The organism is Bacillus sp. FSL E2-8887 (genome assembly GCF_038007205.1).
Lineage (GTDB): Bacteria > Bacillota > Bacilli > Bacillales > Bacillaceae_G > Bacillus_A > Bacillus_A mycoides.
Window position 1 is genome coordinate 2,995,511 of record NZ_JBBOWS010000001.1, and the last position, 15,287, is coordinate 3,010,797.

15 protein-coding genes are annotated in these 15,287 nt (G+C 36.0%); 6 read left to right on the plus strand and 9 right to left on the minus strand.

Translation table 11 applies throughout. The features are described from left to right. Window positions 1-54 precede the first annotated feature (54 nt). From rfbF to NSQ08_RS15290, 4 genes are read left to right on the plus strand one after another with little or no spacing between them, the layout of a single operon-like run. Window positions 55-822, plus strand: coding sequence for a glucose-1-phosphate cytidylyltransferase (gene rfbF / locus NSQ08_RS15275; protein ID WP_002033335.1), 768 nt, complete (start codon window positions 55-57; stop codon window positions 820-822). 1 nt (window position 823) lies between these two features. After that, window positions 824-1,879: a CDP-glucose 4,6-dehydratase gene (gene rfbG / locus NSQ08_RS15280; protein ID WP_340776514.1), complete on the plus strand. Its 1,056-nt coding sequence runs from the start codon at window positions 824-826 to the stop codon at window positions 1,877-1,879. Window positions 1,880-1,891: 12 nt separating this feature from the next. Continuing rightward, window positions 1,892-3,115: a class I SAM-dependent methyltransferase gene (locus NSQ08_RS15285; protein ID WP_002033332.1), complete on the plus strand. Its 1,224-nt coding sequence runs from the start codon at window positions 1,892-1,894 to the stop codon at window positions 3,113-3,115. Further along, window positions 3,112-4,035, plus strand: a complete 924-nt coding sequence (locus NSQ08_RS15290) for an NAD-dependent epimerase/dehydratase family protein (RefSeq protein ID WP_340776519.1) — start codon at window positions 3,112-3,114, stop codon at window positions 4,033-4,035. Before NSQ08_RS15285 ends, NSQ08_RS15290 begins: the two co-directional genes overlap by 4 nt. Here the strand turns inward: NSQ08_RS15290 and NSQ08_RS15295 are convergent. Beyond that, on the minus strand, window positions 4,004-4,789 hold the full coding sequence (locus NSQ08_RS15295) for a glycosyltransferase family 2 protein (protein ID WP_080683311.1): 786 nt from the start codon (window positions 4,787-4,789) through the stop codon (window positions 4,004-4,006). The two genes, NSQ08_RS15290 and NSQ08_RS15295, sit on opposite strands and share 32 nt — an antisense overlap. A gap of 492 nt (window positions 4,790-5,281) precedes the next feature. Here NSQ08_RS15295 and NSQ08_RS15300 point away from each other — a divergent pair, with 492 nt between their 5' ends. After that, window positions 5,282-6,169, plus strand: coding sequence for a DMT family transporter (locus NSQ08_RS15300; protein ID WP_340776522.1), 888 nt, complete (start codon window positions 5,282-5,284; stop codon window positions 6,167-6,169). Window positions 6,170-6,192: 23 nt separating this feature from the next. On the opposite strand, the gene NSQ08_RS15305 is transcribed toward NSQ08_RS15300, so the two are convergent. Beyond that, window positions 6,193-6,726, minus strand: a complete 534-nt coding sequence (locus NSQ08_RS15305; protein WP_012261303.1) for a hypothetical protein — start codon at window positions 6,724-6,726, stop codon at window positions 6,193-6,195. 21 nt (window positions 6,727-6,747) lie between these two features. After that, window positions 6,748-7,602, minus strand: coding sequence for a pentapeptide repeat-containing protein (locus NSQ08_RS15310; protein ID WP_002033322.1), 855 nt, complete (start codon window positions 7,600-7,602; stop codon window positions 6,748-6,750). A 195-nt stretch (window positions 7,603-7,797) separates the two neighbouring features. On the opposite strand from NSQ08_RS15310, the gene NSQ08_RS15315 reads away from it, so the two are divergent. Beyond that, the gene (locus NSQ08_RS15315; RefSeq protein WP_001162783.1) at window positions 7,798-7,971 is read left to right on the plus strand and encodes a DUF1272 domain-containing protein; all 174 of its coding nucleotides are present in this window, start codon (window positions 7,798-7,800) and stop codon (window positions 7,969-7,971) included. Between the two features lie 70 nt (window positions 7,972-8,041). Here NSQ08_RS15315 and NSQ08_RS15320 read toward each other — a convergent pair whose 3' ends face one another. The 6 genes from NSQ08_RS15320 to NSQ08_RS15345 all read right to left on the minus strand — a co-directional run bounded on the left by NSQ08_RS15320 (window position 8,042) and on the right by NSQ08_RS15345 (window position 15,100). Then, entirely contained in the window at window positions 8,042-9,103 is a 1,062-nt protein-coding gene (locus tag NSQ08_RS15320; protein WP_340780173.1) for a lactonase family protein, read from the minus strand. 137 nt (window positions 9,104-9,240) lie between these two features. Continuing rightward, window positions 9,241-10,782: a gluconokinase gene (gntK, locus tag NSQ08_RS15325; RefSeq protein ID WP_340780175.1), complete on the minus strand. Its 1,542-nt coding sequence runs from the start codon at window positions 10,780-10,782 to the stop codon at window positions 9,241-9,243. A gap of 157 nt (window positions 10,783-10,939) precedes the next feature. Beyond that, window positions 10,940-11,608: a fructose-6-phosphate aldolase gene (gene fsa, locus NSQ08_RS15330; RefSeq protein WP_000667685.1), complete on the minus strand. Its 669-nt coding sequence runs from the start codon at window positions 11,606-11,608 to the stop codon at window positions 10,940-10,942. Window positions 11,609-11,659: 51 nt separating this feature from the next. After that, complete coding sequence (gnd, locus tag NSQ08_RS15335; RefSeq protein ID WP_002033317.1) at window positions 11,660-12,553, minus strand: phosphogluconate dehydrogenase (NAD(+)-dependent, decarboxylating); 894 nt, start codon at window positions 12,551-12,553, stop codon at window positions 11,660-11,662. Between the two features lie 95 nt (window positions 12,554-12,648). Then, on the minus strand, window positions 12,649-14,133 hold the full coding sequence (gene zwf / locus NSQ08_RS15340) for a glucose-6-phosphate dehydrogenase (protein ID WP_002142544.1): 1,485 nt from the start codon (window positions 14,131-14,133) through the stop codon (window positions 12,649-12,651). A 490-nt stretch (window positions 14,134-14,623) separates the two neighbouring features. Continuing rightward, window positions 14,624-15,100, minus strand: a complete 477-nt coding sequence (locus NSQ08_RS15345; RefSeq protein WP_002033314.1) for a heme-degrading domain-containing protein — start codon at window positions 15,098-15,100, stop codon at window positions 14,624-14,626. Window positions 15,101-15,287: the final 187 nt, after the last annotated feature.

Genomic DNA, 15,287 nt, shown 5'->3' on the forward strand with positions numbered 1-15,287 from the left:
TGCATAAAATATGAATACTGTATATATTATAAATTTTTATTTTAGGAGGAAAAAATGAAAGCTGTTATTCTTGCTGGTGGATACGGTACAAGAATTGGGGAAGAAACACATTTAAAACCAAAACCTATGATTGAGATTGGAACAAAACCTATTCTATGGCACATTATGAGTTTGTTTAGCCATTATGGGATCACTGAGTTTATTATTTGCTTAGGCTATAAAGGATATGCAATTAAAGAGTTTTTTCTAAATTACAACTTACACATGTCAGATTTCACAATACATTTAAGCAATAACACAATTACTAGCCATTCTCATCCTATAGAACCATGGAAAGTTACATTAATTGATACTGGTCTAAATACCGAAACAGGTGGACGAGTTAAAAAGATAAAAAATTATGTTGGAGACGAACCTTTCTGTCTCACTTATGGTGATGGATTAAGTAATGTAAATATAAAAGAACTTATTGCATTTCATAAAAAACACGGAAAAATGGCTACTGTTACAGCCGTACAACCTCCTGGTAGATTTGGTTCTCTCGTTTTAGATAAACAATCTGTCACATCCTTTCAAGAAAAACCACTAGGTGATGGTGGATGGGTTAACGGTGGATTTTTTGTTTTAAATCATGATATTTTCAATTACATTAGTGGAGATAAGTCTGTTTTTGAAACCGAAACTTTAGTTCAGTTAGTAAACAAAAATGAACTGGCAGCATTTCAGCATACTGGTTTTTGGCATCCGATGGATACATTGCGCGATAAAAATAAATTAGTCGAGCTATGGGAAAATAATGACGCTCCATGGAAGGTCTGGTAATATGACTTCATCATCTTTTTGGAATAAGAAAAAAGTATTTATTACAGGACATACTGGCTTTAAAGGCTCATGGCTCACCCTTTTTTTAACTTCTTTAGGCGTAGAAGTAATCGGCTACTCTTCTCACCCTCCCTCAACTCCTAACCTTTTTGAACAATGTAACGCAGCAAAAGAGTGCATTACAATTGAAGGAGACATTACAGATTACGATTCTTTATTCCATGCCATAAAACAGCACAAACCTGATATGATATTTCATTTAGCAGCTCAACCAATCGTCACCACTTCATACAAAGATCCTATTGATACATTTAAAACAAACGTCTTAGGCACTGTTCACATATTAGAAGCAGCAAAGTACGTCGAAAGCGTACGTCTCATTATTAATGTTACGAGTGATAAATGTTATGCGAATGATGGGAGCGGTAATCGAGCATTTGTAGAATCCGACCGTTTAGGGGGCTATGATCCATACAGTGCTAGTAAAGCTTGCGCTGAATTAGTTGCAACATCATATCAAAAATCTTTTTTTCACACGAACACCCTTTCACTCGCCTCAGTAAGAGCAGGCAATGTCATCGGTGGTGGTGATTGGGCAGAAAATCGCTTATTCCCAGATATCATTCGTGCATATTTACAAGACCGTCCTTTAAGTATTCGAAACAAAAATGCTATCCGACCGTGGCAACATGTTTTGGATCCTTTACATGGATATATCCTTTTAGCTGAGAAACTTTGGAAGCATAAAGAGTATGCAGAAGCATGGAATTTCGGACCAATTAACGAGGCTAACAGAACCGTCCATGATGTCATTCAATCTATAATAAAATTATGGAATCAACCACTAACAATCCTTTCCCCTCATACAAATACTCTTTATGAATCACCTATTTTAACACTTGATAGTACAAAAGCAGTAAATAAACTCGGTTGGACTCCTAAATTATCAACAGATTATTCTATCGCTTGGACTGTTGATTGGTACAAAAAATATGCATCTGGTGAAAATATGGAATCTTTCACGCGACAACAAATCGATGCATTCAAAAATTTATAAGGGGGCTATAAAATGGAACAAAAAAAATGCCGTTTTTGCCACTCATTACTAACAAATACTTTTTTAGATTTAGGCGTTTCTCCTCTCGCTAACTCATTTGTAGTTCCAGAACACTCATATAAAATGGAGCCATTTTATCCGCTGCACACGTTTGTTTGTAACTCTTGTTTACTTGTACAATTAGATGAATTTGAATCTCCCCACAATATTTTTCATGATTATTTATACTTTAGCTCTTATTCCTCCAGTTGGCTACTACACGCTAAACAATATGTAGAAATGGCGATTAAGCGTTTCAACTTAACAAACCATTCGAAAGTGATTGAAATCGCAAGTAACGACGGGTACTTATTACAATACTTTCAAAAAGAAAATATCAAAACGTCAGGAATTGAACCAGCAAAAAATGTAGCAGAAATCGCTATCCAAAAAGGAATTCCTACTGAAGTGAATTTTTTCAGCAATGACTTAGCAAAAAAATTACCACAAGCTGATTTAATCGTCGCAAATAACGTATTAGCACACGTTCCAAACTTGCATGATTTTGTTGCCGGTTTAAAAACATTATTAAAACAAGATGGCACGATAACAATTGAATTCCCGCACTTATTGAACCTCATATCCTTTAAACAGTTTGACACAATCTATCATGAGCACTTCTCTTACTTCTCTCTTATAAGTCTTCAAAAAGTTTTAGCGCATCATCATTTACAAATTGTCGAGGTAGAAGAACTTGCAACGCACGGTGGTTCATTGCGTATTTTTGTAAACCATCACAGTGACTCATCCACTATCCATTCCAGTGTTACAAATATAATCCAAAAAGAAATAGATCACGGGCTAGATACTTTAGATTGCTATCTCCTTTTTTCTAAACGCATAGAACAATTGAAAATAAGTATTTTAAAGTTTTTTATCAAAGCAAAAGCTTTAAACAAACAAATTATCGGTTACGGTGCTCCCGCTAAAGGAAACACCCTTTTAAATTATTGCGGGATAGGAAAAGAATTTCTAGCTTATACAGTAGATAAAAACCCTCACAAACAAAATCTCCTTCTACCAGGTACCCGCATTCCAATAAAATCTCCAGAAGAAATTAAACGTACAAAACCCGATTACATTCTCATACTTCCTTGGAATTTAAAAGATGAAATTATGAAAGAATGCTCTTTCATTCGTGAATGGGGCGGCAAATTTTTAGTAACGATTCCAGAAGTTGAGGTGATTGAGCCATGAAAAAAATCCTTGTAACAGGCGGTAGTGGATGGATTGGTAAATATGTTGTAAATTCTCTTATACAAAAGGGCTATGAGGTGCACGCCACTTACAATACAAATAAGCCTTCTCACCTTTCTTGCCATTGGCATAAAGTAAACTTACTTTGCGATGAAGAAGTAAAAAAACTCATTTACGACATTAAACCTAGTCATCTCATTCATTTAGCTTGGGAAGCAGTGCCGCCAGCGTGTTATGTATCTATTAATAATTACTATTGGCTTACGTGCAGTATCTCATTGATTCAACACTTCACATCATGCGGTGGAAAGCGAGTCATTGTTGCAGGTACTGGCGCAGAGTATGAATGGTTTAACGGCGTATTATTTGAAGATTCACCGCTTCTTTCCTATAAAACCCCGTATTCATTATGTAAAAACACACTACATTCCTGGCTACAATCATACGCTGGGCAAACCAGCCTCAGCGTATGTTGGGGACGAATTTTTCATATGTATGGCCCTCACGAACAAGGAAATCGGCTCGTTTCTAACATTATCACTTCTTTATTAAAAAATGAGGAAGCACTATGTACACATGGAAAACAATCAAGAGATTTCCTCCATGTGGGTGACGTCGCTGATGCTCTCGTAACAGTATTAGAACGCAATGTTACAGGCACAATCAATATCGCTTCTGGTCAATCTGTACAAATTAAAGAATTAGCTTCTATCATTGCTAAAAAGATAGGAAAAGAACATTTAATTAAATTAGGTGCGATCCCTTTCTCTAAAGATGAACCTTTATTTGTCGGCGTTAATGTAGAACGTTTAAACACTGAAGTAAACTGGAAACCAACATACGATCTAAATACAGGAATTGAAGAAACAATTTTATGGTGGGAATCATTTATACAAAAGCATACCGATATGCATCACTAAAACGTAAATCCTTCGTTCCTCTCGCTAAATCCCTATACCATTCTTCTAATTTTTCGGGTGTAATAATATGATGCGTTCCCATTCCCCCATGCTTACTAGCTTCAGAAAGAGTCGGACCAATTTGTAATTTTCTCTTTCTCATCGCATCGTTCCACGGACTAAATCCAAACCATAATATGCAAGCAAGAGGCGGATAAATCATAGATTCATGCGCGGATAAATGTCTTCCAACCGTATAACTTCCGTGTTCATGATTATGAATAAATCTACCTCTTCTCCATAACGCCCAATCTTCTGGTAAATAACCGTGAAATCGCTGTTTCATTAAAGGTATTCCAAAGTTAAGGTCCGGATAATTATAGTTAAGATTATCGACCATAATAAGCCCTTCCAGCCAATACATCCTCCCTCCCAATTCATTTAGTGATTTCCAAAACTGATTCTTATCTTGCACACAAAGAAACTCAGTCGTATTTAAAATCATTTTCCAACCTTCTACTTCTTGTTCCGCCCTCATCACTTCATGATCTGTCGCTATTGCATCAAACTCTGGATTTGTAGAATCTCGCACTTCCCAATGCGGTGCGAATTTTTTACAAATTTCAACCGAACGATCTGTAGAACCTTTATTAATTAAAATACCATGATCAAACAGTTTCGTATGATGCACAAGCCACCACGGCAATAAATACTCTTCGTTATAAAAATGAGAAATAACGGTTGTAGTAATGTAAATCTCCTCCTCTTTCTCTATTAATCTACTTTTTCATCCTACTCTTAATATACTTATCAGTTATGTAATTGGTTTCTTTTATTTTAAAAATATGTTTTTCTACCATATACTATGCTTTCTTAGACAACCACCATTTTCTAAAGAATCAACTCCGTACAATAACCATCCCAATAAACTGAAAATTGAGTTATAATATCATTATAAAATTATGAAGGAGGAATGCGCTCATGTACTACAACACTTCATTCGAAAACGACCAACCTGTAGGCCGTCTATAAACTAAGACGGGCATTCATATAATAAAGTGAAACTTTAATCAGTGGGGGGCTTTATTCCCCACTGATTATTGGTTGAACCAATCGGGCATATACGGGCAGTTGATCCCCCGCCTAACTTCTTTGCTTTCGCTGAACTTTGAGGTAGGGGGCTTACTGCCCGTTAATGCGGGACACATACACTTTGCCTCGTCTTAGGGAACTCATAATACCCTAAAAATAGACGGAGGTAGTTTACATGAAACAAACAATTTTAGGAGCTATATGTTTATCACTAGCAGCAAGTATTTGGGGCGGTATGTACGTCGTTAGTAAATACGTACTCGACTTTATTCCGCCACTTACACTCGTTTGGATACGCTTTATTATCGCTTTTGTTGTTTTATATGCGATTTTGAAAACAACTGAAAAAAAGCAAAAGAAAAAATTAACCATACACAAAAAAGATTGGCTATTATTTGCTTGGATTGGATTCATCGGGTATTTCATTTCAATCACATGTCAATTTATCGGAACGAAATTATCCGATGCTCATACAGGCTCCTTAGTGACATCAGCTACACCTGCATTTATGGTTATATTTGCAGCGCTCCTTTTAAAAGAGAAACTAACTGCTCGTAGACTTTTATCAACTATAATAGCGACAATCGGTGTCATTATCGTTATCGGATGGGATATTGAAATCGGCTCCTATTTTATCGGTACAATCATTTTAGTTGGAGCCGCTATTACGTGGGCTTTACTATCCATTTATGTAAAAATCGCTTCCGCTCGATTTTCATCTTTAATTATTACAACGCACGCAATATTCTTTTCACTCTTTTTCATTACACCGTGCATGGTATGGGAACTCCAATCAAGTCCTATTGAACATATAAACATGTACGTATTATTAGGCGTACTCTATTTAGGAATCGTCTCAACCGCAGGTGCATTTTTTCTTTGGAATAAAGGGTTAGAATTAATGGATGCTAGCATCGGTTCATTATTTTTCTTCTTTCAACCGATCGTAGGATCATTACTTGGCTGGCTCCTGTTAAATGAGACGTTAAACAGTAACTTTTTCATTGGTGGTATCCTTATTATATGCAGTGTTATAATTACTACTTTTGAAAAGCAAAAATAGTATAAAAAAAAACAGGCAGAGACTTAGTCTCTGCCTGTTCGCATAATTGGGTCTTGGTCGTGGAAACCGATGCAAATTGGTATATTACTTTGTAATCCACTGCATGCACTTATAAAACTACACACCGTTCTTGCGATTAAATATAAAGTAATACCTACAGCCTTTTTATCTGAATCAAAGCCATTTTCACCATAAATATCAGCTAACTCTCCTAAAGATGGTCCTTCTATTTCATCCGTCCAATCACTTGCCCAATCCTCATCTTCTTCAAGAAACATATAATCGTCACAAATATAAAACTGACTATCCCACTCATTATCAAGATCATACTCAAAATAAATCGCCTTTGCTTCTTCACTTTCAGCAATTTCTAACGCTTCTTTCAAACCTATCCTCATACTTTCCTTGTATGAATCTAATGGAATCAATTTAATGCGCTCCGCATCCTCACTTGACGCTAGTGTGCGACAAATATCATAATACTTCAATTCTATTTGAGATACTGATAACAAAAATACATCTTCCTGCATTTCCTCTAAATACTGAAAAATATCCACACTATTACAACTCCCTACACTTTACACAGTCCAATGTGCTGGACGAGACAACACTTTCGGTAATTTCGTATGTTTGTCCCCTTTCGCCGCATTAATTTGGACTTGCGTAAGAAAAATACTATTCGTAAAATCTGCCCCTCTAATATCTGCATCACGCAAATCTGCTCCAATGAGATCAGCTCCGCGTAAGTCTGTACCATTAAGGTTAGCCGCAATTAAATACGCCCCTCTTAAATTGGCTCCTTGTAAATCTCTCTTTTTTAAATTCGCTCCCATAAGGTCTGCACCTCGGTGACTGATTCGTTTTTTACGTGCATCATTCATTTCTTTCCAAACTAATTCACTCGTCTCTAAAAGGAGAATGTTCACTTCTGCACGGTGTAATGGCACATTTACTTCCATTAACTCATCTGGACTTAAATTAGAAAGACGCTCAGTCTCTTCAATTGCTTCCTTCAGCTCTTTATGAATTGTCTGCGTCGCCTTTAATAGAATAGCCTCATTCAAATACCAAAGCATTTCATGAAGTTGATGCATTACCGGAAAAGCATCATACATTTTTCTCGCATGCTGAGCATCTTTCCGCCAATCAATTCCTTTAAACGTAACTTGAGAAATCTTTTGTCCAGCACCAAAACATTCAAACACTGTACAACCTTTATACCCTTTTCCTCTAAGATCTCTATGTATACTACATTTATAATCTGATTGTAAATTTGTACAAGGTTTACCACCATCTTTATTCACCGCAAAATCTATTGACGCTGCGAACGGTAATGCTACACAACATAAACCAAAACACTTTTCACAATCTGCTTTTAAACTATTGTGATTTACATCCTCTTCTACATGAAAATAATCGTTATTATTAGTCAAAATATATACCCCCTGTTGTCTTTTGACTATTTCATAATATTCCAACTACAATAAATAATCAATTTTAAAATAAATAGACTTATTTCATTTCAAACAACAACATAATCCTTTTATTTCTTTTCATTTAAAAAGGACATCCACTACAATGTTAATTATAATTAAATTAAGAACTTTCAAATAACAAGGAGGATTACTATGGCATTAGAAATGAAAACAAACTGTCAAATTTGCGACCATTCCCTTCAGCCCGATTCTGAAGCATACATATGCGTGTATGAATGCACATTTTGTGCACCATGTACAGAGGAAAGGCAAAATGTTTGCCCAAACTGCGGTGGAGAGTTAGTACGTAGGCCGAAAAAGAAATAGAAAAAAGCAAAGCGATATCGCTTTGCTTTTTTCTGTTTTTGGGGTATATAGAAATTCTACCAATCATAAATTAAACATTTAAAAACTTAACACAAACAGGCTCTGGTACAACAACATCAGATTGTAACAGTGTTAACTTCCCTGTCGTTTCATTTCTTGAAAATAGCACAAGATTATGTGACTTTTCATTTGTAGCAATAAGAAATTTTCCAGTAGGATCTAACACAAAGTCCCTCGGCCAATTTCCTTCTGTAGATGTATGTTCCACAAATGTAAGCTGACCTGAATTTTGATCCACACTGAAAACAGCAATACTATTATGACCACGATTCGCTACATATACAAAACGGCCATCAGAAGAAATATGAATAGCACTTCCTTGACTATTTCCATCAATCTCTTCTGGAACAGTAGAAATATACTGCAACTCTGTAAAAGACCCTTCTTCCGGATGATATGTTAACACAATGACTTCCAAACTAAGTTCAGTCATCACATAAGCGTACTTTCCGTCCGGGTGAAAAGTAATATGCCTTGGACCGCTTCCTGGGTTCACAGACAAGCTATTCACTTCTTTTAATGTACTATCTTTTATTCCATACGTAATTATTTTATCAATCCCTAAATCAACACCTACCACATATTTTTCATCAGGAGTATACCCCGCGTAATGTGCATGTGGTTTTTCTTGTCTTTCTTTATTTGGACCTGAACCTTCATGTGCCATAATAGATGCAGTAGGATTTACAGTTCCATTTTCTTCATCTACTTCAAAAGACTCAATCGTTCCTTTATGGTAATTTGCTGTAACTACCGTATGGTTTCCACTATCCACACTAATATGACAAGGAGAAGCCCCTACTACTACTTGTCTATTTTTTTCCTCTAGCTCTCCAGTATGACTATTAATCGAATAAGCAGCTACACCACCAGCTTCTCCTTCCTTTACAACAGAATAGAGATATTGATTACTTTTGCTAATCGTTACATATGTAGGGTTATCCAGCTTAGCCGCAAGTGTTACATTACTAACTTTTTGCGCTTCCGTATTTAAAGTAAAAGTATATATTCCTTCACTATTTTCTTTCGTGTAAGTTCCAACATATCCAATAAACTCTTTGTTATCCGTCATTTTCATAACCTTCTCCCTATAGTTTTTGTTCATCACACTTCTTACTAAGCAACCTAAAACTATTATTCATTGAAAGAGTATCCTAAAAAATCAGAGTACCTCTTTATACGCTACCATATTTTTCTGCCAAATAGCCTCTAAACCCACTTTTTCTGAAAAGCTGCTATACTTTCATATTCTTCTTCCAAGTGACGGGCCAAACGAATATAGATCGGTGTTAAATCTTTATATTTCTCCACACTTTCCATGTTTGGCTCATGATAAAAATTGGCACCTACCATATTAGAAACTACATGTAATGTATCTACTTCACCTAAGCTATATAAACCGAGGATTGCCGCTCCTAGGCAAGAACTTTCGAAACTTTCAGGAACGTATACGTCTTGATGAAAAATATCCGCCATCATCTGTCTCCAAAGTTCTGACCTTGCAAAACCACCTGTCGCTTGAATTTTTTTCGGTTCGCCAATTAGTTCTTTTAACGCAAGAAGAACTGTATACAAGTTATAAATGATCCCCTCTAAAACAGCACGTATAAGATGCTCTTTCTTATGATGTAGTCCAAGCCCAAAGAAAGATCCCCGCGCATTCGCATTCCATAAAGGAGCTCTTTCGCCTGCTAAATATGGATGAAATAATAAACCGTCAGATCCAGGATTCACTTTTGCCGCTATTTCCGTAAGCACTTCATATGGATCTTTTCCTAAACGCTTCCCATGCTCAACTTCTAACGTACATAATTGGTCGCGAACCCACCTAAAAATCATACCACCATTATTAACCGGTCCACCAATTACCCAAAGGTCCTCAGTTAACGCATAACAAAAAGTCCTACCTTTCGGATCCGTTACAGGATGATTTGTGACAACTCGCACTGCACCGCTCGTACCAATTGTAATAGCAACTACTCCAGGTTCTATTGCATTTACACCTAAATTCGATAGTACCCCATCACTCGCACCGATTATAAAAGGAGTAGCAACAAGTACATTCATCTCTCTTGCAAGTTCTTCATTTATCCCTATTAAACTGTGCGTCGTTGGAACAACTGTAGATAACTTTTCATCGGTAATTCCTGCAACACGAAGAGCTTCCTCATCCCATTTTAAAGATTTCAAATTGAACATTCCTGTTGCTGATGCAATAGAATAATCAATTACATATTCCTTAAATAACTTATAGAAAACATACTCTTTAATAGAGATGAATTTATAGCTTTTTGCAAACAACTCATCATGTTCATTCTTAAGCCAAACTAATTTCGAAAGTGGTGTCATAGGATGGATTGGTGTTCCAGTACGAAGGTAAATTTCATGACCATTCATATCATTCTTTATTTTTTCTGCCCAGCTGGCGCTTCTATTATCTACCCAAGTGATACATCTCGTTAACGGCTTCCCTGCTTCGTCTACAGCAATGACACTATGCATTGCCGAACTAAAAGAAACACAAAAAATATCAACTGGCTGCACATTACTTGATTGTATAGTTTCTTTAATCGTATGTATGACCGCTTGAAAAATCTCTTCTGGATCTTGTTCTGCTGTTTCTGGTGCGGGAGAATATAAAGGATATTCAATCCCATGACTTGCAATAACTGATCCATCAATCGAAAACAAAACTGATTTTGTACTAGTTGTCCCAATATCTACACCAATCATATATTTCGAGCTCACTATGTAACCCCTTTCAAATTATTCCTATAACAAAAGAGCACCATGATGTATACAAAAAAGACGCTCCCTTATGAGAGCTACGTTTTAATAAGCTTCTCTCTCATAAGGAGGTCCTTTTCATAACTATAGTGCTATTTTGAAAAGTGAAATCTTCATTTCATTATAACTTAGGCGCTTTCGCCCAATCCGCAGCAAACTTTTCAATACCTTGATCTGTTAGTGGATGCATAGCAAGTTGTTCAATGACTTTATAAGGAATTGTTGCAATGTGAGCACCTGCCATCGCTACACGAGTGACATGGTCTGGGTGTCTGACAGAAGCCGCAATAATTTGTGTATCTAATTGATGAACATCGAATAATTCAGCAATTTTAGCAACTAATAATACGCCATCTTCAGAAATATCATCTAAGCGACCTAAAAATGGAGAAACGTACGTTGCACCTGCTCGGGCAGCTAAAAGAGCTTGGTTCACAGTGAAAATAAGTGTAACGTTCGTTTTCACACCTTTTTCTGTAAGATAGCGACAAGCTTCTAATCCTGCTAATGTCATCGGAAGTTTTATCGTGATGTTTTTATCGCCACCGTTAATTTTAATTAGTTCTTCTGCTTGGGAGATCATTTCTTCAGCTGCAACAACATCTGGAGTTACTTCTGCCGAAACAGATTCAACGTTAGGTACTGCCTGACAAATTTCTGCAATACGGTCTTCAAACTTAATGCCCTCTTTCGCTACTAAAGAAGGATTCGTTGTAACGCCAGCTAAAACCCCTAGTTTATATGCCTTTTTTATGTCCTCAAGATTTGCAGTATCGATAAAAAACTTCATGATTCATTCCCTCCATTTTTTAAACGCTAACGAGTTATAATTTTAAAATGTTTATTTCTTTTCTACTGCATGTCCGCCAAATTCATTGCGCAGAGCTGCTACAACTTTTCCTGTAAACGTATCATTGTCTAATGAGCGGTAGCGCATTAATAAAGACATCGCGATAACAGGAGTTGCTGTTTGAAGGTCTAATGCTGTTTCTACTGTCCATTTCCCTTCACCAGAAGAATGCATAACGCCCTTAATTTCATCCAGTTTTGCATCTTTAGAAAATGCATTTTCAGTTAATTCCATTAACCAAGAGCGAATGACTGAACCGTTGTTCCATACTTTTGATACTTTTTCATAATCGTAGTCAAATTCACTCTTCTCTAAAACCTCAAATCCTTCACCAATAGCAGCCATCATTCCGTATTCAATTCCGTTGTGAATCATTTTTAAAAAGTGACCACTACCAGCTTTGCCAGCATATAAGTATCCATTTTCTACAGCTGTATCTCGGAAGATAGGTTCAACGATGTCCCAAGCTTCTTGGTCTCCTCCGATCATGTAACAAGCACCATTTCGAGCACCTTCCATTCCGCCAGAAGTTCCTGCATCCATAAAGTGAATGCCATCTGTCTTTAGTTGCTCATATCGGCGAATAGACTCTTTATAATGTGAATTCCCAGCTTCAATTAAAATATCTCCTTTTGATAACAACGGTGTAACCTCATTAATAACAGAATCAACAACAGCGTGCGGAACCATTACCCAAAGAATTCTTGGTGATTCCAATGATTGAACGAGTTCGCTTAAACTAGATACACCTGTAGCACCATACTCTTTCATTTCTTCCACCGCACTCGTATTTAAATCGAATGCAGCTACTTCATGTTTATGATCCATTAAATTCTTCCCTAAATTTAATCCCATTTTACCTAAACCAATTAATCCTACTCTCATAATATAATTCCTCCTTGAATTACCTTTCATCATAAATACATGTTAATAAAATGATGAATATCTTTTTTCATATTGCTTTACTTATAAGAATGTACTTATTTTTTCAATCCTTCATCTAACCACCATTTAAATTCACTTTCTTGTAATAGAGCATGAGCAGTATCCGGACCATACGAGCCAGACTCATATTCATGAAGAGGTAACAAATTTTCTTCGAATGCTTCAAGTATTGGCTGCACCCACTCCCACGACAACTCAACTTCTCTCCAATGTGCAAAGAATGTAGAATCTCCGCATACAGCATCATAGATAAGCCTTTCGTAGGCTTCAGGTATTCCCACTCCTGTTTGCTCACAAGTAAAATGAATACGGATCGGTTCAAGCTCTCCATTGTTCAATGGATTTTTACTATTTAATTGGAGTGAAACATTTTCATTTGGGCTAATTTCAATGATTAACAAATTAGGCTCTGCATTTGGATTACTATCTTGATATTGCTGTTTTAATGTATTTTTAAACTCAATTACAATACGAGTAGACTTTTCTTTCATTCTTTTTCCTGTTCGTATATAAAAGGGAACGTCAGTCCAAAATGGGTTATCGATCCATAGGCGAGCCGCAACAAATGTATCTGTTTGAGAAGAAGGATTTACTCCTGGCTCCTCCCTATACGCTACAACTTGTTGTCCTTTTATCTCCCCTGAAGCATATTGCCCGCGAACGATATGGTTCTGAACGTCTTCTTTTTTCACTTTACGAAGAGTCTCCATCACTTTTCGTTTTTCCTCACGAATTTCACATGCATTAATTTTTTCCGGCAAATTCATAGCAGTCATCATTAATATTTGCAACATATGATTTTGAACCATATCGCGAATGGCTCCTGCATGATCATAATATCCTGCCCTTTCTTCTACCCCAACCGTTTCACTAGCTGTTATTTGTACATTCGCAATATGTTCTTTATTCCAAATCGATTGGAGAACAGGATTTGCGAATTCAAGTGCTTCAATATTTTGAATCATCGGTTTACCTAAATAATGATCAATACGGTATATTTCGTCTTCTTCAAACGTTCGGCTAAGCTTATCATTCAGCTCTCGGGCAGATTTAAGGTCATGACCAAACGGTTTTTCAATCATCAGGCGCTTCCATCCATCCGTTTTATCAAGTCCACTTTCTTTAATATTTAAAGCAATTGTCTCAAAGAAGTCCGGAGTAACTGAAAGGTAGAACATTCTATTCCCTTGTATATTTTGTTCTTCTTCCCTTTCACGAACTACTTGTAATAACCTTTTATAATCTTCTGGCTTATTCACATCTAACGGACAATAACGAAAATACTCTAAAAAATCTTCTATTTTCGGAGTACCTTCTTCTCTGCGACGAGAAAAAGTTTCTATGGATTCTTTTATTCTTTTTTGAAAATCTAAATGAGATACTTCACGCCTTCCAAGCCCAATAACGGATATTCGCTTTGGAAGCTTTTGATCTCTATATAAGTTATATAGCGCGGGGTAAATTTTTCTTTTAGCTAAATCCCCTGTTGCTCCAAATAAAACAAAGGTCATTGATTCCAATTTCAGTCCCCCCTCGTGATGTATAGTCATTGTCACTATAGTAAAAATGCATTGTACAGAAGCTACTATTATTGTTGATCCAATCTTATTTCTTAACTTCTAATTTTTTATAGTTGTCGCTTTCTAATTGTCCCCAATATTAATAGTGGCAATTCAAAGCATTTTTACCACATTCTACTTACCTACCGTGACTTATATAAAATAACTTAATTATTAAAAGTAATTAAGTTATTTTATGTGTATCATATTAACTACATAGATTATAATCGTCAAGCAAAGTGTTTCGAATTGAAGATTTTTTATTTCATAATATCTTTAAATGGTTGTTTACTAGGAAAACGTTGACCCTTAGAATCCACGCTACATTCTCTTTGTACTTTTTAGGGATATCATCTCCCTGTCCATTTCCTTAAATAAATAATAAAAAGGCAAAAACGAACAGGAATATGTTCATTTTTGCCTTTTTATTTAACCTTTAAAATTACTTCTATTATTGATTTAAATGATTTTTAACTGCTCTTATAACCAATTCATGATCTACTTCTGGTGGTAATCCTGAGACTGTTATCATCCCAATAACCCCTACGTTTTTTATTTGGATAGGAAAGCATCCACCAAACGCAGCATATTCCGAGCCATCTAAACGGTATTTTTCATGATATGGAACTCCGCTTATTTCACTTTCTATCTGCATATAATACGAGCTATGATTATGCAGGGAAACGACCCGTTTTTTACGCTCAATCCATTTCGTATTTTCCTCAGTTGTCCCCGTCATCTTGAAATGAAATAATTGCACACCATTTTTGGCTATATCAACAGCAATCAATTTCCCCTCTCGCTTTGCTGTTTCAACGATATATAAACCTAATTGCAAGGCATCTTCATTTGTAAAAGAGGAAAATTGAAGTGTTTCCTCCTCTATTAATATTTGTTTACTTATTTCACTCAAATTTGAAGTACTCATATCTTTAACCTCCCTAATTGTCTTATACCACATTGGCATTTTTTAGAATTACCAGATTCTATAGTACCGTAACGCTTGTTTTCTTCTTACTGGTGCTATTATGAATTATATTTAACACATTAAAAATGTATGTACTTTAAAGTGCTATAGGTACTAAACATTTAGTACAGGAATTGTCTATTTCTGT

Excerpts from the sequence above, each read along its gene's own strand:
- rfbF (WP_002033335.1), top strand. The coding sequence starts at position 55 with ATGAAAGCTGTTATTCTTGCTGGTGGATACGGTACAAGAATTGGGGAA.
- rfbG (WP_340776514.1), top strand. The coding sequence starts at position 824 with ATGACTTCATCATCTTTTTGGAATAAGAAAAAAGTATTTATTACAGGA.
- NSQ08_RS15285 (WP_002033332.1), top strand. The coding sequence starts at position 1,892 with ATGGAACAAAAAAAATGCCGTTTTTGCCACTCATTACTAACAAATACT.
- NSQ08_RS15290 (WP_340776519.1), top strand. The coding sequence starts at position 3,112 with ATGAAAAAAATCCTTGTAACAGGCGGTAGTGGATGGATTGGTAAATAT.
- NSQ08_RS15300 (WP_340776522.1), top strand. The coding sequence starts at position 5,282 with ATGAAACAAACAATTTTAGGAGCTATATGTTTATCACTAGCAGCAAGT.
- NSQ08_RS15315 (WP_001162783.1), top strand. The coding sequence starts at position 7,798 with ATGGCATTAGAAATGAAAACAAACTGTCAAATTTGCGACCATTCCCTT.
- NSQ08_RS15320 (WP_340780173.1), bottom strand. The coding sequence starts at position 9,103 with ATGACGGATAACAAAGAGTTTATTGGATATGTTGGAACTTACACGAAA.
- fsa (WP_000667685.1), bottom strand. The coding sequence starts at position 11,608 with ATGAAGTTTTTTATCGATACTGCAAATCTTGAGGACATAAAAAAGGCA.
- gnd (WP_002033317.1), bottom strand. The coding sequence starts at position 12,553 with ATGAGAGTAGGATTAATTGGTTTAGGTAAAATGGGATTAAATTTAGGG.
- NSQ08_RS15345 (WP_002033314.1), bottom strand. The coding sequence starts at position 15,100 with ATGAGTACTTCAAATTTGAGTGAAATAAGTAAACAAATATTAATAGAG.